We start from the raw sequence: 23558 nt of genomic DNA, 5'->3' as shown, positions 1-23558 counted from the left end.
GCACCTGCCCGCCGGCCGAACCGCCGAGCAGGTACGCGACGCCCTCGTGGACGCCGTCCGGACCCTGCCCGCCCACCTGACGCGCTCACTGACCTGGGACCAGCGCGCCGAGATGGCCGCCCACGGCTCCTTCAGCGTCGCCACCGACATCCCCGTCTACTTCTGCGACCCCGCCAGTCCCTGGCAACGTGGCTCGAACGAGAACACCAACGGCCTGCTGCGGCAGTACTTCCCCAAGGGCACCGACCTGGCCGCCCACACCGCGGAGCACCTGACCGCCGTGGCAGCCGAGCTCAACGGCCGGCCACGCAAAACGCTCGGCTGGGAAACCCCAGCCGAGCGCCTGCATAAACTGCTCGCGGCCTGAACAACCGACCACGTGTTGCAACGACCCTTAGAAACCGCCACCGCGGTCCGGGCCTTCTCACGGTGCGGATCGCCGGACCGGGCCGGACCGGGTGGTCCGGCGGCGGTCCCGCCGGTCGCGGATCAGTCCAGGTAGTCGCGCAGCACCTGGGAGCGCGACGGGTGGCGCAGCTTCGACATGGTCTTGGACTCGATCTGGCGGATGCGCTCACGGGTGACCCCGTACACCTTGCCGATCTCGTCCAGCGTCTTCGGCTGACCGTCCGTCAGGCCGAAGCGCATCGAGACGACGCCCGCCTCGCGCTCGGACAGGGTGTCCAGCACCGAGTGCAGCTGCTCCTGGAGCAGGGTGAAGGAGACCGCGTCGGCCGGCACGACCGCCTCGGAGTCCTCGATCAGGTCGCCGAACTCGCTGTCGCCGTCCTCACCCAGCGGGGTGTGCAGCGAAATGGGCTCGCGACCGTACTTCTGGACCTCGATGACCTTCTCGGGGGTCATGTCGAGTTCCTTGGCCAGCTCCTCCGGGGTGGGCTCGCGGCCCAGGTCCTGGAGCATCTGGCGCTGGACGCGGGCCAGCTTGTTGATGACCTCGACCATGTGCACCGGGATACGGATGGTGCGTGCCTGGTCGGCCATCGCGCGGGTGATCGCCTGGCGGATCCACCACGTGGCGTAGGTGGAGAACTTGTAGCCCTTGGTGTAGTCGAACTTCTCGACCGCACGGATCAGGCCCAGGTTGCCCTCCTGGATGAGGTCCAGGAAGAGCATGCCGCGACCGGTGTAGCGCTTGGCCAGCGAGACCACCAGGCGGAGGTTGGCCTCCAGCAGGTGGTTCTTGGCGCGGCGGCCGTCCTCGGCGATGATCTCCAGCTCGCGCTTGAGCTTCGGCGCCAGCTTGTCGGCGGCCGAGAGCTTGTCCTCGGCGAACAGGCCGGCCTCGATGCGCTTGGCGAGCTCGACCTCCTGCTCGGCGTTGAGCAGCGGGACCTTGCCGATCTGCTTCAGGTAGTCCTTGACCGGGTCGGCGGTGGCACCGGCGACGGCGACCTGCTGGGCAGGCGCGTCGTCCTCGTCGTCGTCGGAGAGGACGAACCCCTGCGACTCCTCCTCGGGCTCCGCCTCCTCGCCCGCCTTGTCGCCGGGCAGCGCGACGTCCTCGATCAGCTCTTCCTCGCCGCCGATCTCCTCGTCGCCCTTGCCCGCCTTGCCGGCGGCGGTCTTCTTGGCAGCGGTCTTCTTGGCCGGCGCGGCGGTCTTCTTGGCGGCCGCCTTCTTCGCCGGGGCGGCCTTCTTCGCCGCAGGCGCCTTCGCCTCGGCGGAGAGCGTGGCTCCCGCCTCGGTGATCTCGGCGGACACCGTGCCGACCGACGCCGCGGCGGCCGCGACCGCCGGAACGGAGATGGTCGCGCCGGGCGCGATGCGCACGGGGGGCTTGGTCGGGGCCGCCGGAGCGGCCGGGTTCCGGGTGGTGACCGCCTTGGTGGCAGTGCGCTTGGTGGGGCTCTTGGCAGCGACGCTCTTGCGCTTGGCACCGGCCGGCTCGGCCGCGCTGACCATAAGGTCCACCCCCTCCTCAATCAGAACCTGGTTGAGGCTGCGCATGACGTTCTTCCACTTGGTGACCGGGATCTGGTCCGCCTCGAACGCCTGGCGCACGTCGTCACCGGCGATCTGCCCCTGGGCCTTGCCCCGCTCGATGAGCGCCAGCAGAGCCGCGGACTCGGCGATCTCGGGGGGAAGCGAACGGGATGTGCTGGCCGACACGAACAACCTCTCGGACGATGAGTGGACTCGAACCCGTACCGGCCGCCCGAGCGGGCGGGGAAGGAAATCGCGCGTCGGACGCGCGGTGTCGATTCCGACCGACTCGGGCTTGAGGACTGGGTTTGCAGGACGGCAGCAGCGCCGCAGACCAACACAGCATTCTGACATGTTGGGGTATTCCGGAGCTGCTTCCGCTCAGGACACATCGCTGCTACTCGTCAAGTGTTACGCATGGCCTTCGTGTCGCGGGTCACACCACTCGGCGCCCGCGGCCCGGGGCCGGCTTCCATCATCCCTCACTCGCGACCAAGCTCTTGGCATGGGCAGACCACCGCGGCCCGGGGCGGCTCCCGCAGGGCGTGCGGATTCCGCGGAGTCCGCGGATCACGGCGGATCACAGCGATTCACGGCGGAGCGGGCGTCCGACGGCCGGGCCCGGGCGTGAAGAAGCCCTCCGGCTGCGCCGTGCGGTGCAGCCGGAGGGCCGGGAGTTCGCGGGGCCGCTCGATCGCCGGGTGGGCGACTCAGTGCTCCCGGGGAGCGGGGACGGACGGCTCGATCTCCGGGTGGACGGTGAGCAGCGCCCGCACCGCGGCCTCGCCCGCCGTGCCGTCGCCGGTGCCGAGGGCGTCCACCAGCCGGGCGTGCAGGCTGACCGAGGCCTCCGAGGGGCGCTCGCAGGAGGTGGGCGGGCCGCCCGACACCTGGAGGGCGCAGGAGACGATCCCGGAGAGGTGCTCCAGCATCCGGTTCCCCGCCATCTGCAGGACCAGGGCGTGCAGCTCGGCGTCGGCCCGCGAGAACGTGGAGAGGTCGGCCTGGGCGGCGGCGTGGCCCATGATCTCGATCAGTTCGACCAGCCGCTGCTGGACGTCCTCCCGGCCGTGCCCCGCGGCGAGCCTGGCGGCCAGCGGCTCGATCGCCCAGCGGAGCTCGAACAGCTCCCGGCGCTGCTCGTCGCGCTGCGGGCCGAAGGCGCGCCACTCGATGATGTCCGGGTCGAGCAGGTTCCAGTCGCCGACCGGCCGGACCCGGGTGCCGACGTTCGGCCGGGCACTGACCAGGCCCTTCGCCTCCAGCACGCGCAGCGACTCGCGGACGACGGTGCGGGAGACCTCGAAGCGCTGGCCGATCTCCTCGGGGACGAGCGGGCGGTCGGCACCGAGGTCGCCCGAGACGATCATCTGACCGAGCTGCTGCACGAGCTGGCCGTGCAGGCCTCGGCCACGACTGCTGGTGGTCTTGCGGCCGACCCGGCCCAGATCCGACTCGGCGCCCTCCCAGCGGGGCGCCGGCGGGGTCGGCCGGTCGGCGTACGAGAAGCGGTCCAGGTCGCCGGCGCCGGGGATGGCACCTTCGGCGGAACGGGCGGGGGTCATGGTGGGGTGCGCAAGGGTACTCACAAGTCCTTTGTCGGCGATCGGCGGGCGCAGCTTGAGAATTCTCGTGAAAAGCACACGAAAGGGTGATCGACCGTGACTGGATAATTGACTTCTTATCAGGAAGAACCGCACATTACGGCCACTGCTGGTCGATCTTGGCAGACCGTCAGCGGCGGTCCGGGCCTTGCGAGGGGCTTCCCGGTGGCTTCCCGACCCTCGGCGAGGCTTTCGAGCGGCCTCCGCCGGGAGCCGCGCGGGCGGGCGCCCGACCGGTCCGCACGCCGCCCGTCGCCTCAGAGCGCCCGCCGCCGGGCCTGGACCAGGAGCGAGACGAGCAGCAGCACCATCGCCGGCGCCGCGACCGCTGCCAGCAGCGCCGGGTCGGTCAGCACCGAACCGCCCTCGGCAACCCTGTCGTCCCCGCCGTACACCCATCCGTACGCCCACTCGACGCCGGACTGGAACGGCAGCAGGTCGGTCGCGCGGGCCGGCCAGGCGGTGCCGGTCTGCCGGAGCACCAGGGCCACCCCGGACTCCAGCAGCGGCGGCAGCGCGCAGAGCAGCAGCACCCCCGCGGCGGCACTGCGGGTCAGCGAGGCCGTCAGCACCCCCGTCCAGCCAGCCACGACCACCAGCAGGACGAAGGCCAGCAGGGCGGCGGGCACCCCCTGGCCGGCCGCGAGCGCGGCGGGGGCGAAAGCCCCGGGCAGGTCCGCGAGCCCGCTGAAGCCGGCCGAGGCGAGCGCCTCGGACACCCGGCCCGACAGGGCAGCCGGCTCCGACCAGGCGGCCACCGCCACCCCGTCCGGGAACGCGAAGTGGACGACCACGGTGTCGATCAGCAGGGTGACCAGCGCCAGCAGCCCGGCCACCGGGGCGATCACCACCAGCTTGGCCAGCAGCAGCCGCACCCGGCGCGGATACGACACCTGCGAGGCCGCCAGCCCCGGGTGGCGCACCTCGTGGCCGTAGGAGAGCGCGCCCAGCAACCCGGCGCCGAGCGCCGCGAACGGCAGCGGGATCAGCGGCACGGTCGCCGTCAGCAGCCGCACGCCGGCCGACCCGGCCAGCGGCCCGGCGGGAGTCTGGGCGGCCAGCACCGCGGCCACCGCGGCGTCGCAGAGCAGCACGGCGGTGAGGAGCAGCCAGGTGGAGCGCAGGCCGCGCAGCCGGCGCAGCTCGTAGGCCAGTACACGCACGGTTCACTCGCTCCGGTGGTCGGGGGTGACGGGGACGGCGGGGGTGGTGGGGGTGGTGGGGGTGTCCGGGGCGTCGGGGGCGGTGCCCGGGAGCGGTCGGCCGAGGCGGACGGTGTCGGCGGTCATCAGGTCGCCGGCGTCGGCGTCCTCGCGCCGGGCGCGGGCACCGGGGTCCGAGGCGCTGCCTGACCGGGCCAGTCCGCGGAGGCCGTCCCGGAAGAGGCGGTCCACGACGACCGTCGGCGCGGTGTCGGCGCTCTCGATGATTCCACCGGTGTCGGGGGTACCGGCGGTCGCGGGGGTACCGGCGGTCGCGGGGGTACCGGCGGTCGCGGGGGTGCCGGCGACCTCGGGGGTGTCGGGGGTACCGGCGGTCGCGGGGGTGCCGGCGACCTCGGGGGTGCGGCCGGTGTTCGGAGCTTCGGCGGGTGTCGGCTCGGGCCGGCGGGGCGGGTGGGGGTCCCGGGGCGCCCGTGACTTCCGGTCCTGCCGGCCTTCCCGGTCCTGCCAGCCTTCCCGGTCCTGCCGGCTTTCCCGGCCCTGCCGGGTTTCCCGGCCCTGCCGGGTTTCCTGGCCCTGCTGGCCCTGCTGGCCCTGCTGGGGCGTGCGCCGGGTGGCCCGCGCGGCGACCGCCGACAGGGCCGTCGCGGCGGCGACCGCGACGGTACCGGCGGCCGCGGCCGCGGCGGACGACGAAGGCAGCGCGAGGACCGGCAGCGCGCCGGTGCCCGCCGCGCCCGCGGCCGGCCTGGGCACCTGCGCCGACTCGCTCGGGGAGGCCTCGGGCTCCACTGCCGCCTCCGCCGGGCGGGGCTCCGCCGAACGGGGCTCGGCCAGGCGCCCGGACCTGGGATCGGCCGGGCGGTGCTCGGCCTGCGCCGACCTGACCCGGAGCCGACCCGACCGCCCCGAGGCCGTGGGCAGGGTGGCCCGGGGAGCGGGCTGCTCGACCACCCGGTCGGCGAGCTCGTGCAGCAGGATGCCGTGCCGGTAGGCGAGTTCACCGATCTCGGTGCGATCGATCCCCGCCACCGCGAGGCCCGCCCCGCCGTCCCGGCGCACCGCCGCGCCCTGGGCCGCCAGCAGATCGGCGAGCCGGGCCATCTGCGGCCCGCGCACGGCGACCTCGGGGCTGAGCCGGGTGCGGCAGAACTCCTCCACCGGCTGATCGGCCACCAGGCGGCCCTGGTCGAGCGTGACCACCCGGTCCGCGAGCCGGGAGGCCTCCTGCGGCGTGCGGGTGGTGACCAGGACCGTGCCGCCGGCGACCCCGAACGAACGGAGGAAGGAGTGGAACCACTCCACATTGCGCGGCGAAAGCCCCTCAGTGGGCGCGTCGAGGATCAGGGTGCCCGGGTCGCCGAGCAGCGCCGCCGCGAGGGCGAGCCGCCGGTGCATGCCGGGCGAGAAGCTGCGCAGCCGCTGCCCGGCCACGGCCGCCAGCCGGGTCTGCTCCAGCAGTTCGTCGGCCCGCCGGGCGGGGACTCCGACGGCCGCCGCCAGCATCCGGAGGTGGCTGACGGCCTTTCGGCCGGGGTGCCCGGCGACCGCGCCGCCGGCACCGCCCGGGCCCGGCAGCAGTACGCCGACCTCGCGCTCCGGGCGGCGGAGCCGACGGTAGGTGCGGCCGTCGAAGAGCGTGACGCCCTGGCCGCGTTCGAGTTCGAGCATCAGCCGCAACGCGGTTGACTTGCCCGCGTCCTCGGGGCCCAGCAGTGCCGTCACGGAGCCGGCGCGGGCGTCGAAGGTCAGGTCGAGCACCGCCGGCGGGACACCCCTGCGGTAGACCTTGGTCAGTCCGGTGATCTGGATCATCGCTGGCTGCTCCCGTGCCCTCGGCCGACCTGGTCTGCGCGACACGGGGCCGTGCCCGCACGGCCCCGCGCCAGCACATTAGGGGGCCGGAGCGGCGATTCCGGGCATTACGGGAGCGGCACGGGCCCGCTGCCCACGCACCTCACCCGATCAGGGGACAATCCGATCCTGCGACGGAGTCACCGTCGCACCGATTGGGCGAGCGGTTCCGGGCGTCGCGGTTGTTCCGGGCTCTGCGGGTGTCGGGCTCTGCGGATGTCGGGCGCCGCGGATGTCGGGCGCCGCGAGCACCGGTAGCCCGGCGGCCGGGAGGGCGGGCGCTGGCCCGGGGCTGGACGGGATGCCCGCTCAGGACTCCGGGCGCAGCATGGGCGGGTTGAGCACGGTGGCGCCGCCGGGGGTGAACAGCTGCGCGGGGCGGCCGCCCTGGCGCGTGGTCGTGCCGCCGGAGGGCAGCAGGAAGCCGGGGGTGCCGGTGACCTTGCGGTGGAAGTTCCGCGGGTCGAGCACCACGCCCCAGACCGCCTCGTAGACCCGGCGCAGCTCGCCTACGGTGAACTCGGGCGGACAGAACGCCGTCGCCAGTGAGGAGTACTCGATCTTGGACCGGGCCCGTTCCACGCCGTCGGCCAGGATCAACCCGTGGTCGAAGGCTAGCGGGACGCCGTCGACCGGACTCGGTCCGAGCAGTTCGGCGACCGGGGCCCAGCGGGCGCCGCTGGCGTCGCCGCCGGCCCGCGGGGTCGGCAGGTCGGGCGCCAGGACGAGGTAGGCCACGCTGACCACCCGCATCCGGGGATCGCGCTGCGGATGGCCGTAGGTCGCGAGCTGCTCCAGGTGGGCGCCGGCCGCACCGGGGCCCGCCGCGTCGTGGCCGGGAGCGGAGTAGGCGCGCAGACCGGTCTCCTCGGCCAGCTCCCGGGACGCCGCCTCGGCCAGGCCCTCGTCCAGGCGGACGAAGCCGCCCGGCAGGGCCCAGTAGCCCTGGAAGGGGGGCTCGCCCCGTCGGACCAGCAGGGCGCACAGCGCGTGGTCCCGCACCGTCAGGACCACCAGGTCAACCGTGACAGCGAACGGGGGGAAGGCCGACGGGTCATAACGCGACATGGCGACGATCATAGTCGTCTCTCTGACGATAAGCACAGGCCCGCGCACGAAGCGTGCCCGACCGTCCGCGCCCCCGGCCCGTCCCTGCCCCGTGTCCGGCCCTGGTCGGCCGGCCGGTCGGGCGGGGGCCGGCGGCCCCGCCCGACCGGGGCGCGGTTCGGCGGTCAGCGGGCGACCAGCTGGAGCTCCGCGGACGCCTCCTCGACCATCGCCACGCCGATCCGGCTCACCCGCACCGAGAACGGCTCGCCCGCCACCCGCAGCCCGGTCAGCTGCAGCTCGCCCAGCGGCGCCGTGCTGGCCGGCCGGACCAGCACCCGGCCGCCCGGTACGTCGGGGCGCACCCCGGCGAGGGCGAACACCGCGTGCACGGCCCCGGCCGCCGAGACCGCCGCCGGGTGGCACGCGGCCGGGTGCGGCACCGGCGGGCAACCGGGGACGCGCTGCTCCCCCGCGTACATCTCGGGCAGCCGGCCCTCGAAGTGGGCGGCCGCGCCGAGCAGGCCCTCCAGCAGCGCGCCGGCCTCGTTCTCGTGGCCGGCCTCGGCCAGCCCGGCGATCGCGAGGGCGGTCTCATGGACCCGCACCGCCCCGCTGCGGTGGCCGAGCGGATTGAACCGGGGCGACTTGGCGCTGAGCGTGCGCAGGCCCCAGCCGCTGTCCAGCTCGGGCGCGGCCAGCCGTTGGGCCAGCACCCTGGTCTGATCGCGGTCGAGCAGGCTCTCGTGCCGGCCGCCGTCGGCGCAGAGCCCCGGGTCGAGGAGGTGGACGAAGGAGGAGGCGACGGCGGGGAGCTGCTGGCCCCCCGGGACGAGGCCCGCCGCCGGACGGCCGCCGGAGAGGTCGTCGATCCAGAACCGCTCCCGGAAGCGCCCCCGCAGACCGGCCGCCCAGGAGCGCCACTCCTCGGCGCCGGGGCGGCCGAAGGCGTCCAGCAGCTCGGCCCCGTGCAGCGCGGCCCGGTGCGCCTGGGCCTGGACCTCGGCGCGGGCCGCCACCGGATGGGCGGCGCGCTCCTCCACCGGACGGCTCAGGTCGGTGACGAAGCCGTCGACCAGGCCGTCGCGGAGCGCCCCGAGCGCCCGCTCGGCGGCCGGCAGCAGCTCGGCCACCTCGTGCCGGGGCAGGCCCCAGCGCCAGGCCTCGGCGAGCACCGTGACGAACAGCAGGGTCGCCTCGGTAGCCGTGCAGGTGGGCGGCAGCTCCGGACCGCCGTGCCGCAGCGCCCCGGGCAGCAGCCCCTCGGGGCGTTGGCCGGGGCCGCCCTTGCCGGCCGGGGGCGCGAGCTGCTGACGGCGGGCGAGTGCCCGCAGGGTGCCGGCCGCCAGCCGGGTGCCCAGCGGGAGCATCAACCGGGCCGCCCAGAGCGCGTCGGCCGGGGCCAGTCCGAAGCGCCAGGGCGCGCCGGAGGCCGGGTAGAGGTCGGTCGGGCGGTCCGGGTCGGCGAACAGCAGGCCGCCGAGGGCGTCCAGTGCGCGCGGCACCAGCGACTGGACCCGGGGGTCGTCACTGCGGACCTCCGGCTCCGCCCACGGCAGCGGGACCCCGGTGCCGCGGCCACCCGGCGGCCGGGGACCGGGGGCGGTGCTCTCCAGCTCGGTGCGCAGCTCGACCGACCACCGGGCGCCGGGCTGCACCTCCAGGTCCCAGCGCAGCACTCCGGCGCCGGCCAGCACGGCGTGCGGCGAGGGCTTGGCGCTGACGACGGCGCTGTGGGTCGGCCCGGCCCAGCGCAGCCCGGCGGACTGCACCTGTCCGGGCAGGTCCGGCGGCCGGTGCCCGGCGGCGATCTCGCCGACCGGGCCGAGGTCCGTGCCGAGCGCGATCTCCAGCGGCAGCCGGGCCGGCCTGCTGCCGGTGTTCCGGACGGTGACCGTCTCGATCCCGTCGGCATGGCGCAGCCGTTCGACGGTGAGCGCCGGATCGGGGTCGAGGTCGCCGGGGATCCGGACGGCGCCGAGGAAGCGGGCCTGCGCCGCCGAGGTCAGGGTGCCCTGGAGCGGCAGCGGCTCCATGCCGCCGATCCGCAGTTCCATCCGGGCCAGGACCCGGACTCCGGAGCGGTAGAAGCCGTGGAGGCCGTGACCGCGCAGCTGTCCGTCCGGACCGGAGGCGGCCATCGAGGGGGCGTTGACGCAGAGCACCGCGTGGTGGACTGCGGCGGGCTGCGGACGCGGCGGCGCCGCCGACCGGGCCGGGCCGGCGGGTGCGCCGCCGGGCATGCCCGGCGGTACCTGGTCGGGACGCCCGACCGGTCTCGGCGCACCGACCACGCTCTCGGCCGGCATGGCCTGTGGTGGCCTCATGGCGGTCACCGGACTCTCCTCCCCTCGGCGGTCCGGTGGCCGGTGGGGCCGGTGGGCCGCGAGCACGCTCGATCGCGTGCTGATGATGCCTGGCCGGCGGGGGTTCCCGCCGGCGTGTCTGCCGTGTCTGGCCGTACCCGTCGCCGGGCCGTGCCATGCGGTGCCCGGTGCCGCCGGGGTACCGGGTTCGCCTCTCCCGGGCACCCGCTGGTGCCCGGCACTTCGTCACGGCCTTTGCCCGGTCGCACCGGTGACACCGTGTCCCGATCGGCGCCCCGGTCCCGCCGTGGACGGGCGCGGGGCGGCCACCTTCTGCCGGCCGCCCGTCGGCCGGGCGGTGCGCCGGGCACCGTCGGCGGGCCGCACCCCGGTACTCGGCACGGCGCGGCGTCGTCCGGCTGCGGGAGCCCGGTGTCCGTCCGGGCACAGCGCCCCCGGGGTGAACGCCGCGGACCGGCCGCAGGTAACGCCCGAACCGTCACTTCGGCCTGCCGCACCGGGGTACCGCGCGGTCGTGCCGCAACCGGGCCGCCGGCGCTCCGGGCCGGTGCCGTGACGGGCCCGCGCCCACGGGTGCCGCGGCTGTCGTACAGCCTCGCGCGGCTCCTCGGGCGGACGGTCGTGAACGGCAACCGTCGAACCCGTGTCCGACCGCCGTCAGGATACGGTGCGGGGGTTGCGGCGCCCGCACCGGCAACACCGTGAGCGGCGGCGTGACGGCTGTGAACCAGACACATACCGAGGAGTTGTATGTCCACCGCCAGCCGGCTGCCCGGGATTGTCACGACCGACCACGTCTTCCGCGTGCCCCTCGACCACTCCGCCCCCCAGGGCGAGCAGATCGAGGTGTACGCCCGCGAGGTGGTGGCCGCGCGCCGCGAGAAGGACGACCTGCCCTGGCTGCTCTTCCTCCAGGGCGGACCGGGCGGCAAGGCGGGGCGCCCGCTCGGCCGCGACGGCTGGCTGGAGCGCGCCCTGGACGACTACCGGGTGCTCCTGCTCGACCAGCGCGGCACCGGGCGGTCCACGCCCGCGAACCGGCAGACCCTCGCCCGGCGCGGCGGCGCCCAGGAGCAGGCCGACTACCTGGCGTGCTTCCGCGCGGACTCGATCGTGCGGGACGCCGAGCTGATCCGGCGCCGACTGCTCGGCGACGACCGGCGCTGGAGCGTGCTCGGCCAGAGCTTCGGCGGCTTCTGCCTCCTCACCTACCTGTCGATCGCGCCCGAGGGGCTGCACGAGGCCTTCGTCACGGGCGGTCTCGCGGGCCTGCGGAGCTCGGCCGACGACGTGTACCGGGCGGCCTACCCCCGGGTGGTCCGCAAGAACGAGGAGCACTACGCCCGCTTCCCGCAGGACGTCGAAGCGGTCCGGCGGATCGCCGCCCACCTCGCCGACTCCCCCGCCACGCTGCCCGACGGCGGGCTGCTCACCGTCCAGGCGTTCCAGGGCCTCGGCATGATGCTCGGCGGCGGCAGCGGCTCCGGAAGCCTGCACTACCTGCTGGAGGAGGCCTGGGTGGAAGGCGTCGCCGGGCCCGAGCTGTCCGACACCTTCCTGGCCGGCGTCCAGGCGAAGGTCTCCTTCGCCGAGGGGCCGCTGTACGCCGTGCTGCACGAATCGATCTACGGTCAGCGGTCGGTGGACGGGGCGGGCACCGGCTGGGCGGCCGAGCGCGTCCGCAAGGAGTTCCCCGAGTTCGACGCCGGGGCTGCGCTGGAATCGGGGGCCCCGGTGCTGTTCACCGGGGAGATGATCTACCCCTGGCTGTTCGACACCGACCCGGCGCTCCGCCCGCTGAAGGAGACGGCGGAGCTGCTCGCCGCCCGCACCGACTGGGCCGACCTGTACGACCCGGCCCGACTGGCCGTCAACGAGGTGCCCGTCGTGGCGGCGGTCTACCACGACGACATGTACGTCGACACCGCGGACTCGCTGGTGACCGCCCGGGCCGTACGCGGCCTGCGGACGTGGGTCACCAACGAGTGGGAGCACGACGGGCTCCGGGTCAGCGGCGGCAAGGTGCTGGACCGTCTGATCGCGATGGCCCGCGGCGAGGTGTAGCGGTCTCGGGCCGCCGGCTCGGGTCGACGGCCCGAGCCGGCCGGCGGAGGAACCGGGGCCCCCGACCGCCGGGGTGTCACGGCGCATGCCGGGACCTGCCCGTCGCACCGCGGGCGCCGCGACTCCGGCCGCGCCCACCCGCCGTCGCCTCCGCCTCCACCGACGCCCAGGGCGAGGCGCGGCCGGGCCCCACCCTCCGGGCGGAGCGCACCCGGGAGGACGGCCGCCGCGCCTCGCGGTCAGACGCCCGAACCGGCGGTCCTGCACTCGGGCCCTCGTCGGGCCGACCGCCCTCGCGGGCCTTCGCCGTGCCCCTGGCCGGACGGTCGGGGCGCCGCCCCGGCGTACCGGCGACACCTGGCGCACCTGCCTCGCCGGGCACCGCTCCCGGGCTCGCGGCACCCGACTCACCCGGCGGCTCCGCCTCGGCCTCCCCCTTGCGGGCGCGCCGACGGCGAGGCTTCGCCGGGGCCGGGGGCGACGGCTCCTCCGGCGACCGCTCGGGGTCCGGACCCCGCTCAGGGGCAGGGCGGCCCGGGCCGCCCGCCGGCGCTCCCCGCTCTCCGGCGGAGCGGCGGCTGCGCTCGGCCGCCACGCTCGCCAACAGCTCCTCGGGCGAGAGCCCGCCGTTCAACGACTCGTAGAGCAGCTGGGCCAGCAGGTAGGTGGGGGCGAGCCGGAGCGTGTGGGCGAGCACCACGCGGGCCGTCGCCGTGTCCCCCGCAACCCAGGAGGCCCAGGCCAGCAGAGTGAGCGGCGGCGGGGCGTAACCGGTGTAGGGCGGCACGCAGCGCCTGGCGAGGAAGCGCCAGAGCCGCTGGGTGGGCGCGAGCTCCTCGGGCCGGATGTACTCGGCGGCCCGGTCCCGGGTGCGCCGGTCCTGGAGGGCGACGAGCAGCCGGGCCGTCCGGTGGTCGTCGAGTACGCGCGCGCCGGCCATGAACTCGGCCACCGCCTGGTCGAGCAGCGCGCCGCCCTGCTCCCGGGAGGGCGACGGCGCCCGGCTGTCCAGTACCCGGGCCAGTGCCAGGCGCTGGCCCTCCGCCTCGGGCGGACCGATCGGGCCCACCGCCGCCACGATCGCCTTGCGGCTGCCCCGCGGCGCGAGTCCCGCGAACGTGGCCGCCGCGGCCACCGGGCCGGGGGCGGGGCTGTGTCGGACCGGGTGGCCGGCCGGATCGCAGCACCCCTCCCGACGGCAGAGGAAGGACCACCAGCGGCCGGCGGACACGCAGAGTGACTCCTTCACCCGCACTCCCCTGGCCTCGAAGGCCGCCCGCAGCTCCTCCGCGAGCGGTTCGAGCCGGTCGAGCACCGGCGGACCGTGCTCCCGGTCGGGGTCCTGACAGAGGTAGAGGAGGACCTGGACCGGTCGGCGGTCCCGGCCCTCGGAGAGGCCGACGAGCAGCGAGGCCGTCTCGTCGGCGGCCGCCGACCACTGCTGCGGCGCCTCGGGGATGTCCAGCCGGATCACCCCGCCCTGGTGGAGGTCCGGCCCCTGGAGGCCGACGGCGACGATGCTGTCGTCGGGGAAGAAGCCCAGCAGGTAGGGCAGCAGCTCGGCCATGTCGGCCGGGCCGCGCATGGTGACCGGACGCCCGCCGGAGGCCGGGTGGAAGGGGAGTGCGACGCGTTCGTTGTTCATGACCGGAAGACTGCCGCAATCCACGAGCCGCCCCCGGATTTTCCTTTTCCCTGTGGATAAAGCCCGCCTGTGGATAAAACGTCCTTCGTTCGGGGCATTCGGAGCCACTCTCCCGGGGGACATTCGACACCCGTTCAGCGGAAGAGCCGATGAATTGCACCCACCGGCCACCCAGCCGTGAGCAGCGCCGTTCGCCCATTGTCGGCAGCTCGGGGTTACATGGACGGCATGCAGCAGCCGCAGAACCACACCACCGCCACCGACGCCACCGCCACGGCCGGCACCGGCAGCGCGACCGCCGCCGACCGCGCCGAGGTCCGGGCGCGGGCCGAGGCCGTCCTGCGCGAACTCGCCGGGCCCGCCGCCACCCTCCGCGAGGACCAGTGGACGGCCATCGAGGCCCTGGTCGTCGACCACCGCCGGGCCCTCGTGGTGCAGCGCACCGGCTGGGGCAAGTCCGCCGTCTACTTCATCGCCACCGCCCTGTTGCGGGCCCGCGGCGCCGGTCCGACGGTGATCGTCTCCCCCCTGCTCGCCCTGATGCGCAACCAGGTCGAGTCGGCCGCCCGGGCCGGCATCAACGCCCGCACCATCAACTCGGCCAACACCGACGAGTGGGACGCCGTCCAGGCCGAGGTCGCGGCGGGCGCGGTGGACATCCTGCTGGTCAGCCCCGAGCGGCTGAACAACCCCGACTTCCGGGACCAGGTGCTCCCCAAGCTCGCCGCCTCCACCGGCCTGCTGGTGGTGGACGAGGCGCACTGCATCTCCGACTGGGGCCACGACTTCCGCCCCGACTACCGCCGGCTGCGCACCATGCTCGCCGACCTCTCGCCGGGCGTCCCGGTGCTGGCCACCACCGCCACGGCCAACGCCCGCGTCACCGCCGACGTCGCCGAGCAGCTCGGCACCGGCACCACCGACGAGCATGCCCTGGTGCTGCGCGGCCCGCTGGACCGCAAGAGCCTCACCCTGGGGGTGCTCGCCCTGCCGGACCCGGCGCACCGGCTGGCCTGGCTGGCCGACCACCTCGACCGGCTGCCCGGCTCCGGCATCATCTACACCCTCACGGTCGCCGCCACCGACGAGGTGACGGCCTTCCTGCGCGAGCGGGGCTTCCCGGTGGCGTCGTACTCCGGCCGCACCGAGGACGCCGAGCGCCGCACCGCCGAGGCGGACCTGCTGGCCAACCGGGTCAAGGCGCTGGTCGCCACCTCCGCGCTCGGCATGGGCTTCGACAAGCCCGACCTCGGATTCGTGGTGCACCTGGGCTCGCCCAGTTCGCCGATCGCCTACTACCAGCAGGTCGGCCGGGCCGGCCGTGGCGTCGACCGGGCCGAGGTGCTGCTGCTGCCCGGGCGCGAGGACGAGGCGATCTGGCGCTACTTCGCCTCCCTGGCCTTCCCGCCCGAGGAGCAGGTCCGCCGCACCATCGACGCCCTCGCCGAGGCCGGCCGGCCGCTCTCCACCGCCGCCCTGGAGCCCCGGGTGGACCTGCGCCGCGCCCGGCTGGAGACCATGCTCAAGGTGCTCGACGTGGACGGCGCGGTGCGCCGAGTCAAGGGCGGCTGGACGGCCACCGGGCAGAGCTGGGCGTACGACACCGCCCGGTACGCCAAGGTCGCCGCCTCGCGCGAGGCGGAGCAGGCGGCGATGCGCGAGTACGCGGCGTCGACCGGTTGCCGGATGGAGTTCCTGCGGCGGCAGCTGGACGACGAGCAGGCCGAGCCGTGCGGCCGCTGCGACAACTGCGCCGGACCGCTGCACACCCCGGAGGTCTCCGCCGCGGCGCTGGACGCGGCGCGGGCCGCGCTCGGCCGGCCCGGCGTCAGCTTCGAGCCTCGCCGGCTCTGGCCGACCGGGATGGACGCGCTGGGCGTGCCGCTCAAGGGCCGCATCCCGGCGGGCGAGCAGGCCGAGACCGGCCGGGCGCTGGGCCGGCTCTCCGACATCGGCTGGGGCAACCGGCTGCGGACGCTGCTGGCCGACCAGGCGCCCGACGTTCCGGTGCCCGGGGAGGCGGTGGACGCCCTGGTGGCGGTGCTGAGCGACTGGGCGCGCGGCCCCGGCGGCTGGGCCGGGCCCGCGACGACCGAGGGGGTCCGGCTCGACCGGCCGGTCGGCGTGGTGACCATGGCCTCGTCGCGCCGACCGCAGCTGGTCGGCAGCCTCGGGGCCCGGATCGCCGAGATCGGCCGGCTGCCCCTGCTCGGGCACATCGAGTACGCGGCCGGACGGTCGCCGCAGGGCGGGCGCAGCAACAGTGCCCAGCGCCTGCACGCACTGGCCGGAGCGCTCGCGCTGCCGCCGGAGGTGGAGGCGGCGGTGGCCGCGGCGGGCGGGCCGGTGCTGCTGGTCGACGACCTGGTCGACTCCGGGTGGACGGTCACCGTCGCCGCCCGGCTGCTGCGCAAGGCCGGGGCGAGCGCCGTCCTGCCGCTGGTCCTGGCCGTGCAGGGCTGAGCCGGGGGGCGCGGGGCTCCGGCGAGCGGGGAGCCGGGGCCAACCGGGAGGTGCGACGCGGGCCGGAACGAGCGGAGCGAGGTGGGACTGTGCTCGTGATCGGCGGGAAGACGGTGACGGAGCCTGGGGGTTCCGGCACTGACCTACACCTGAAGGGAGTAATGCGGGCGCAGTGCGGACGATCTGCGGGAACCGGCGGCACCGACCGGGCAAAGGGAGGGACGACCATGCGAAAAGTACTCCGCGCCGGCCTTCGGGTGCTCCGGATCACCGCCTCGCGAGCCGTGGGTGACGGTCACACCGAGGGGGAATATATGCGGCAGAACGTTGGCTTTCAGGCGGCGTTCATCATTTCATCATTGCCGCTCCACCCCCGCTGCCCTGAGAATTGGACCGTACCCGGAACCCGGTCCGCTGGACCAGGGCTTCGGCGTACACACGTACCCGCGCGTCCGTGGGTCGGGAAGGAGGATCGTGATCAACGGTATCGGCCGAGGTCAGTATCCCCTCGCCCGGGGTTCGGAGCCCAGACGGGTGTGCGACCTGGAGACATGGGCTGCCTCGGGGATCCCGTCGCTGCGCGACCCGCGCGAGTTCGTCCTGGAACTGCACCGGCGCCACCTGCCGCAGCCCGGCACGGTCGTGGTCACCGTGCTGGACGCCTCGCACCGGTTGACCGCCTCGGCGTCCTTCGTTCCCCGGCCGCGCCACACCGACGGCTGGGAGCACCGCAACGCCCTCCTGGCGCACCTGCGGCAGGTCACCCCGCACGACCTGCGCCGGACCACTCCGGCCAGAACGGCCGTGCTGCTGCGCTGCCGGGAGGGCTCGGCGGGCTGGACGGCCCAGGACGGCGCCTGGATGTGGGCCCTGCAGGACGCGGCCGCCCTGCACGGGCTGCGCTGCGGTTCGTACCTCACGCTGACCCCGGCGGGCTGGCAGATCCTCGCCGACGGCCGGAGCGGACGCAATCCGCACTCGGGCTCGTGGGCGGACGGGCCGGTCCACACCGTGACCGAGCTGCCGCCCCGCCCCGCACTGGAGAGCGCTCGGGGGCAGCGCCCCCTGCGCCAGTCCGAGCGCCCGTGGACCGGCGCCCGGGTCACCGCGATCGAGCCCGGCCGGCGCACCGGCACCTACTGAGGCCGCGCCCTCGGGCAACGGGCCGCCGCCCACCCGTGCTTCGGGGCCCGGGCGCCGCGGGCACGCCCACAGGTGGCGGCACGGGTCGGAACGGCACGGGTCGGGCCCGGCACCTGGTGGTGCCGGGCCCAAGGGTCGACGGGTGTCAGGCGGACACGGGGCGGCCGGCCGGTACACCGGCGGCCTCGGCGGCGGGGCCGGCGTCACCGCAGACCACCAGGAGCTCGGCCGCCCGGCCGCGCGCCTCGGTGAACGCCTTGGCGGCACGGTCGGCGCTGCCGCCGTTGACCACCAGCACGACCACGGCACGGCGGGCCGGCCGGGTCAGCGCGGCGTCCGCGTAGAACACGTCGCCCCCCTCGGCGAGTTGCGCCCAGTAGCGCTCCTCGCCGAAGGAGAGTTCGTGCCGCTGCCAGGGGTGCGGTTCGCCGACCGTCAGCACCAGGACGGCGCCCGGGTCGCGGCCGGAGTCCAGCAGCCGGTCGACCGCCTCGTCGGCGCGCTCCAGCGCCTGCGCGGCGGTGGCGGACAGGAGTTGGACCGCGACCTGCGGTGCCGCGGGCGCCGGACGGCGCGGACCGGGCTTGGGGATCCCACCCGGCCGGGGCTGCGGCCCCGGGCGCCCGGCACCCGGCGGCGCCGGGCGCGCGGGTGCGGGCCGTTGGCCCGGCACCGGGGCCGGGACTGCGGTGACGGTCGACGGTGCGGCAGGAGTCGCGCTGCCGGAGGCAGGCGTACGGGGGGCTTGTGCGTCCGACTCGCGGGGGAAGGGAACGCCGGGGCCCGGGAGGCTCTCGTGAATCTCCGGCTCCTCGGGGAAGACAGGCATACCCGGATATCTATCAAATGCCGGTCGGACGCGCACGGGCGCCCCACCCATTGGGCACGGAAGCCTTCCGCCCCCACCCGGGTCAAGGGACGACGAAACGTCAGAAACCGAGCGTCAACTGCTCGTCCGCGGGACCCGCCGAGCCCGGTCCGCCGACACCGACGACGGCCCTGGTCCGCTTCAGGTGGCGCCATCGGGGCAGCCCGTCCAGGTAGGCCCAGGAGAGCCGGTGCTGTTCGGTCGGGCCGAACTCCTCCAGCGCGGTGCGGTGCACCGGGGAGGGGTAGCCGGCGTTGTCGGCGAAACCGTACTCGGGGCAGGTCTCGCCGAGTTCGGCCATCAGGCCGTCGCGGTGGACCTTGGCGAGCACCGAGGCCGCCGACACGCAGATGCAGGACTGATCGCCCTTGATGACCGTGCGTACCCGCCACGGGCCGCCCAGGTAGTCGTGCTTGCCGTCGAGTATCACCGCGTCCGGTTCGACCGGCAGCGCCTCCAGGGCGCGCACGGCGGCCAGCCGCAGCGCCGCGGTCATCCCCAGCTCGTCGCACTCCAGCGCGGAGGCGTGACCGAGCGCGTACGCGGTGACCCAGTCGGCGAGGACCGGGGCCAGCGCCTCGCGGCGCAGCTCGGTCAGCAGCTTGGAGTCGGTCAGGCCCTCCGGGGGCTTGCGCAGCCCGGTGACGGCGGCACCCACGGTGACCGGTCCGGCCCAGGCGCCGCGCCCGACCTCGTCGAGACCGACGACGATCTTGGCGCCGGCCCGGCGCAGCGAGCGCTCGACGGAGTGCGTCGGCGGAACGATGGGCATCGCGGAGTCCTTCGGCTGGGGCAACCTCCAGCGTAAGCCCCGCCCGGAACCACCCCGACCAGCCGGCCCCCGGTGACCCCGCCGCCCGGAACCGCCCCGACCAGCCGGCCCCCGGTGACCTGGCGCCCCGGCCGCCCGGCGCACCACCCGGGCCCGCCCCCGCCCCCGGCAGCGCGCGTCAGCGGCGGATCAGCGGCACCAGGACCTCGTCCACCAGCTCGACGGCGAATCCGCGCCCGAGCTGCCGGCCGCAGACCTTGACCCGGTACATCAGCATCGCGGGCGCCACGTCGGCGACCAGCGGGCTGACCGCGCCGGGCCGGACATCGCCGCGCTCCGCTCCCCGCCGCAGGATCTCCAGGATCGTGTCCTTGGTCGGCTCGACCACCCGCTGGACGATGAAGTCCTTGAACAGCTCCGCCTGCTCGTGCTCCAGCTCGGCCATCAACGCGTGCATGGCACCGCCCGACCGGGAGGTCATCGCCTCGGTGAAACCCTGGATGAGCAGCAGCAATTCGGCACGGGCGGACCCGAGGTCGGGGGTGTCGGAGGGCCGTGGCAGAGTGGAGTCCAGGGCGTCGATGACGAGTTCGACCTTGGACGCCCAGCGCCGGTACAACGCGGCCTTCCCGGTCCGCGCGGCCCCGGCGACGCCTTCCATCGTCAGCCGTGCGAATCCGCCGGAGGTGAGCTGGTCGAGCACGGCCTCGAAGATCGCGCGTTCCAGCTCCTTGCCCCGGCGCCGCATCGGCCGGGACAGCACCTCGGCGGCCACCTTCATCGGACAGTGCGACGCCGGCCCGGCCACCGGGACGACGATCCTCGGCACGGGCACGGCCGGACCGCCCTCCGCCGGGCACTCCACGGCTCCCTCCGCCGACCCCGGGAGCTGCTCGCCCGCCCGGTCCGCGACCTGGTCGCCCGGCCGCTCGACGGGCCGCTCGGCCGCCCGGCCGCCCGGCCGTTCTGCCGCCTGGCGCCGCACCAACTGATCCATCGTCACCAACCTTAGGGAACGCTTGCGTTCACAATCTCGCCCAGGATATCGTCCAGGCTAGTGAACGATCCCGTTCCTTCATAGCCCGCGGGACGTCGCGGGAACGCACTGGACCTCCGGTCCACAGCATACGAAGCAGTAGCCAGCAGGGGGCACTAACTTGGCTATCTCCGACACGCTCAGCAAGAACTCTCCACCGCAAGGCAGCCAGGGCAGGCGCAAGGGCATCACCCTGACCGTCATCGCCGCGACGCAGCTGATGGTCGTCCTCGACGCCACCATCGTGAACATCGCGCTGCCGCAGATCAGGGACGCGCTGAACTTCTCCACCACCAACCTGTCGTGGGTGATCAACGCCTACACGCTGACCTTCGGTGGCTTGCTGCTGCTCGGCGGCCGCGCGGGCGACATCCTCGGCCGTCGCCGGGTGTTCATCGCCGGCACGCTGCTGTTCGGGCTGGCCTCGCTGCTCGGCGGCTTCGCGCAGGACGGCGGCATGCTGCTCGCCGCCCGCGCGCTCCAGGGCATCGGCGGCGCGATATGTTCGCCGACCGCGTTCGCCCTGATCGCCACCAACTTCGACGAAGGGCCCGAACGCAACAAGGCCTTCGGGGTCTTCTCGGCGGTGGCCGGTTCGGGCGCGGCCATCGGCCTGCTGGCCGGTGGCGTGCTGACCGAGTACCTCGACTGGCGCTGGGTGTTCTTCGTCAACGTGCCGATCGCGATCCTGATCGCCGTCGCCGCGCCGCGCTACATCGCGGAGTCGGAGCGCCGCGCCGGCCGCTTCGACCTCCCCGGCGCGCTCACCTCCACGCTCGGGCTGGTCAGCCTGGTCTACGGATTCATCCGGGCCGCCTCGGACGGCTGGACGGACCCGGTGACGCTCGGCTCCTTCGCGGCCGGCGTGCTGCTGGTGGCCGCGTTCCTGGTGATCGAGAACCGCACCGCGCAGCCGATCACCCCGCTGCACCTGTTCGCCAACCGCAACCGCACCGGTGGCCTGGTGATGATGCTCTGCCTGGCCGCGGCCATGTTCGGCATCTTCTTCTACGTCACGCTCTTCGTGCAGGGACCGCTCGGCTACAGCCCGCTGAAGGCCGGCTTCGCCTTCCTCCCGATCAGCGTGTCGATCATCATCGCCGCGCAGGTCGCCTCCACCCTCCAGGCCAAGTACGGCCCGAAGCCGTTCATGGCCGGGGGTGCGCTGTTCGTCACCATCGGGCTCACCTGGCTGACCCAGATGAACGCGGACAGCGGCTACATCGACGGGGTGCTCGGCCCCACGGTGGTGTTCGGCTTCGGCATGGGCCTGACCTTCGTCCCGGTGATGCTGCTCGCGGTCGCCGGGGTGGCCGGCGAGGACACCGGCGCCGCGTCCGGCCTGCTCAACTCGATGCAGCAGATCGGCGGGTCGCTGGGCCTGTCGATCCTCACCACGGTGTTCGCGCATTACGCCACCGCGGAGGCCAAGGTGCAGCTGCCCGGCTTCATGGCCTCGGCCACGCCGGAGCAGAAGGCGGCGTTCCTGGAGAAGAAGGAGTTCCCCAAGGGCACCGACGCGGCCAACCAGGTACTCGCTCATGGCATTTCGCACGGCTTCATCGTGGGCGCGGTGCTCGCCGGGCTCGCCCTGGTGGTCGCGGTCACCGTGATCAGGGCCAAGGCGGAGGACCTGGCGTCGAACACCTCCGGCATCGCGATGCACTGACGCGACACCGACGCCTACGCGACGCCGACGCGACACCGCGAGCCCGACACCGCAGCGACGCGGCGCCGACGCGACACCGGTCGGAGCGGCCGCCGACGGCGGACCGTCCGGACGCCGCACCGACCGCGGAACACCACGAGGGCCGGCCGGGAGCACACCGCTCCCGGCCGGCCCTCGCGCGTCGGGCTACCTCCGACCCCCGCGCCGCACGGCGGCACGGCCCACCGGGCCGGCTCAGTGCCGCTCGGCGCCCTCGCCCTCCCGGTACCCGTCCCACAGGCCCGCCCGGGCGCAGGCGTCGCCCGCCGCCGACACCTCGTCCAGCGGCGGACGCTCGGCGAGGATGTCCCGCGCGCGGGTGGCCGCGAGGTTGGTCGCGTACCAGGGCACGGCCTCCTCGGCCTGGGTCCGCATCAGCTCCAGCGCGCAGGTCCGGTAGTCCTTCGGCAGCCGGTCCAGGGCCGGGACGGCGTCGAGCGAGAGGTCCCGGACGTTGCGCAGGTCGATCTGCTGGGTCCGCTCGAAGCGGGCCACGTTCTGCTCGGCGATGATCGCGTCCGGCCCCATCAGTCCGTACACCGCGGCCGTCAGCATGCCGCTGAGCACCACGGCGCGCGGCAGCCAGGCCGCCGAGCGGACCAGCCCGGCCGTGATCAGCAGCAGGAAGACGACGCCCAGCCAGACCTCGACCACCAGCACCCAGAGCCGGAGCCTGGTCAGCCCGGAGGCGTCGACGTAGAACCACATCCGGCCGAGGGCCGAGGCGACCACGACGAGGGTGAGCAGGCAGAGCGCGCCGAGCAGGACGCGGACCAGCCGGCGGTCCGCCGCGGTGCTGCGCGGCGCCCAGCGCTTGGCGACGCCCACCACGACCAGGGTCAGCACGGTGACGGCGGTCAGCTGCCAGAAGCCCTGCCGGGCGTACTCGGAACGGCTCATCCCGGTGTTCCGCACGATCGAGTCCCGGCCGCCGAGCACCACCACGGCCTGGATCAGCGCGAAGGCGCCGAACATCAGGTTGAGCGCGACCAGCGGCAGAGCCCACTCCAGCCGGCCGCGCTCGCGGCCCGGCCGGACCACCGTGCGGTCCCAGCGGCGCGGGCCCGCCGCGATGTGGGCGAAGCCCAGCGCGACGACCGTGCCGAGGACGAACAGCACCGCGCGCAGCGGGAACTCACCCAGGTCCAGGTCCGGGATGAGCGCCTCCAGGACGTCGGCCATGGCGGCGTCGGCACTGGCGAACAGCGAGCCGAAGACGACCAGCAGCACCCCGGCCACCAGGACCGCCTTCAGCACCGGGGCGACCCTGCCCCGGCCGGCCGGGCTGATGCGGCGCACGGCGGCGGCGGCCCAGCCCAGACCGGGCACCAGCTGCCAGAGGATGCCGGGCAGCGCGAGCAGCACGCCCGCCCAGCGGCGTCCGCCGTGCAGCGCGAGCGAGGCCAGGCCAAGGGCGCAGAGCGTCGACAGCGTCGTCGGCCAGCCGGCGTCGGAGAGTGCCGGGACGGCGAGCAGGGCGAGCGCCAGCGCGCTCCAGAGCAGCGTCCAGCCGCGCACCCGGCGACCGGCCGAGCGGGCCGCCAGGCCGGCCCCGACGGCGGCGGCCACGCCGCAGATCAGCAGGTTGACGCCGAGTCCGCGGTTCACCAGCAGGGAGACCAGCAGGCCGGTCACCAGGGCGGCCGCGAGCACCCGGGGCGTGGCCGGGGCCTTGGGGCCGGGGTCGCTGGGGCGCAGCCACGAGAAGGGCGACGGGACGGGGCGGCCCGGTGCGCGGTAGGGGTTCGTGCCGTCGGCCGCTCCCGGCCACGACGGGCCGGGGGCGGCCCGGGCCGGGGCGGGCCGGGCCGGGGGGGGCTCGGCGAGCCCGGGGGCCCCCCGCAGCCCCCCGGCCCCCCGGGCGGCGGGCCGGGGGGGGTGGGCGCCCCCCCACGACTGGATCTCCCTGTTCGGCGGGCC

Annotated in this window: 16 protein-coding genes; 5 read left to right on the top strand and 11 right to left on the bottom strand. The window is 75.0% G+C overall.

Annotation, left to right across the window (positions count from 1 at the left end; all coding sequences use genetic code 11):
• On the top strand, positions 1-367 hold a 367-nt coding region (locus ACFWA9_RS29310), incomplete at its 5' end, for an IS30 family transposase (RefSeq protein ID WP_380390962.1).
• A gap of 122 nt (positions 368-489) precedes the next feature.
• On the opposite strand, the gene ACFWA9_RS29305 is transcribed toward ACFWA9_RS29310, so the two are convergent.
• The 6 genes from ACFWA9_RS29305 to ACFWA9_RS29280 all read right to left on the bottom strand — a co-directional run bounded on the left by ACFWA9_RS29305 (position 490) and on the right by ACFWA9_RS29280 (position 9939).
• The gene (locus ACFWA9_RS29305) at positions 490-2130 is read right to left on the bottom strand and encodes an RNA polymerase sigma factor (RefSeq protein WP_329489864.1); all 1641 of its coding nucleotides are present in this window, start codon (positions 2128-2130) and stop codon (positions 490-492) included.
• A 524-nt stretch (positions 2131-2654) separates the two neighbouring features.
• The gene (locus tag ACFWA9_RS29300) at positions 2655-3587 is read right to left on the bottom strand and encodes a FadR/GntR family transcriptional regulator (RefSeq protein ID WP_329489863.1); all 933 of its coding nucleotides are present in this window, start codon (positions 3585-3587) and stop codon (positions 2655-2657) included.
• Positions 3588-3805: 218 nt separating this feature from the next.
• Complete coding sequence (locus ACFWA9_RS29295) at positions 3806-4711, bottom strand: hypothetical protein (RefSeq protein WP_380390960.1); 906 nt, start codon at positions 4709-4711, stop codon at positions 3806-3808.
• 3 nt (positions 4712-4714) lie between these two features.
• Positions 4715-6526 carry an ATP-binding cassette domain-containing protein gene (locus tag ACFWA9_RS29290; protein WP_380390958.1) on the bottom strand — a complete coding sequence of 604 codons (1812 nt, stop codon included), beginning with the start codon at positions 6524-6526 and terminating at the stop codon, positions 4715-4717.
• Positions 6527-6874: 348 nt separating this feature from the next.
• Complete coding sequence (locus ACFWA9_RS29285; RefSeq protein WP_329489860.1) at positions 6875-7633, bottom strand: NUDIX domain-containing protein; 759 nt, start codon at positions 7631-7633, stop codon at positions 6875-6877.
• Positions 7634-7797: 164 nt separating this feature from the next.
• Complete coding sequence (locus ACFWA9_RS29280) at positions 7798-9939, bottom strand: glycogen debranching N-terminal domain-containing protein (RefSeq protein WP_380390964.1); 2142 nt, start codon at positions 9937-9939, stop codon at positions 7798-7800.
• A 750-nt stretch (positions 9940-10689) separates the two neighbouring features.
• On the opposite strand from ACFWA9_RS29280, the gene ACFWA9_RS29275 reads away from it, so the two are divergent.
• A complete protein-coding gene (locus ACFWA9_RS29275; RefSeq protein WP_380390956.1) occupies positions 10690-12003 on the top strand; it encodes an alpha/beta fold hydrolase in 1314 nt (437 codons plus the stop codon).
• A gap of 76 nt (positions 12004-12079) precedes the next feature.
• Here the strand turns inward: ACFWA9_RS29275 and ACFWA9_RS29270 are convergent, their stop codons facing one another.
• A complete protein-coding gene (locus ACFWA9_RS29270; RefSeq protein ID WP_380390953.1) occupies positions 12080-13648 on the bottom strand; it encodes a DUF4192 family protein in 1569 nt (522 codons plus the stop codon).
• Between the two features lie 228 nt (positions 13649-13876).
• On the opposite strand from ACFWA9_RS29270, the gene ACFWA9_RS29265 reads away from it, so the two are divergent.
• Both ACFWA9_RS29265 and ACFWA9_RS29260 read left to right on the top strand, forming a co-directional pair.
• Entirely contained in the window at positions 13877-16111 is a 2235-nt protein-coding gene (locus tag ACFWA9_RS29265; protein ID WP_380390951.1) for a RecQ family ATP-dependent DNA helicase, read from the top strand.
• A gap of 534 nt (positions 16112-16645) precedes the next feature.
• Positions 16646-17254 carry a hypothetical protein gene (locus tag ACFWA9_RS29260; protein ID WP_352294699.1) on the top strand — a complete coding sequence of 203 codons (609 nt, stop codon included), beginning with the start codon at positions 16646-16648 and terminating at the stop codon, positions 17252-17254.
• A 145-nt stretch (positions 17255-17399) separates the two neighbouring features.
• Here ACFWA9_RS29260 and ACFWA9_RS29255 read toward each other — a convergent pair whose 3' ends face one another.
• The 3 genes from ACFWA9_RS29255 to ACFWA9_RS29245 form a co-directional block, all read right to left on the bottom strand.
• A complete protein-coding gene (locus tag ACFWA9_RS29255; protein ID WP_329489855.1) occupies positions 17400-17927 on the bottom strand; it encodes a hypothetical protein in 528 nt (175 codons plus the stop codon).
• Between the two features lie 256 nt (positions 17928-18183).
• Complete coding sequence (locus tag ACFWA9_RS29250) at positions 18184-18894, bottom strand: ribonuclease HII (protein ID WP_380390949.1); 711 nt, start codon at positions 18892-18894, stop codon at positions 18184-18186.
• A 178-nt stretch (positions 18895-19072) separates the two neighbouring features.
• Positions 19073-19891 carry a TetR/AcrR family transcriptional regulator gene (locus tag ACFWA9_RS29245; protein ID WP_380390947.1) on the bottom strand — a complete coding sequence of 273 codons (819 nt, stop codon included), beginning with the start codon at positions 19889-19891 and terminating at the stop codon, positions 19073-19075.
• A gap of 160 nt (positions 19892-20051) precedes the next feature.
• Here ACFWA9_RS29245 and ACFWA9_RS29240 point away from each other — a divergent pair, with 160 nt between their 5' ends.
• The gene (locus ACFWA9_RS29240) at positions 20052-21599 is read left to right on the top strand and encodes an MFS transporter (protein WP_380390945.1); all 1548 of its coding nucleotides are present in this window, start codon (positions 20052-20054) and stop codon (positions 21597-21599) included.
• Positions 21600-21833: 234 nt separating this feature from the next.
• On the opposite strand, the gene ACFWA9_RS29235 is transcribed toward ACFWA9_RS29240, so the two are convergent.
• Positions 21834-23558: DUF4153 domain-containing protein (locus ACFWA9_RS29235; RefSeq protein ID WP_380390943.1), on the bottom strand; the 1725-nt coding region annotated here is incomplete at its 5' end.

The organism is Kitasatospora sp. NPDC059973 (assembly GCF_042737525.1).
Taxonomy (GTDB): Bacteria; Actinomycetota; Actinomycetes; order Streptomycetales; family Streptomycetaceae; genus Kitasatospora.
The sequence above is the reverse complement of the archived record's forward strand: the minus strand, read 5'-3'. Positions and strand labels throughout refer to the sequence as shown.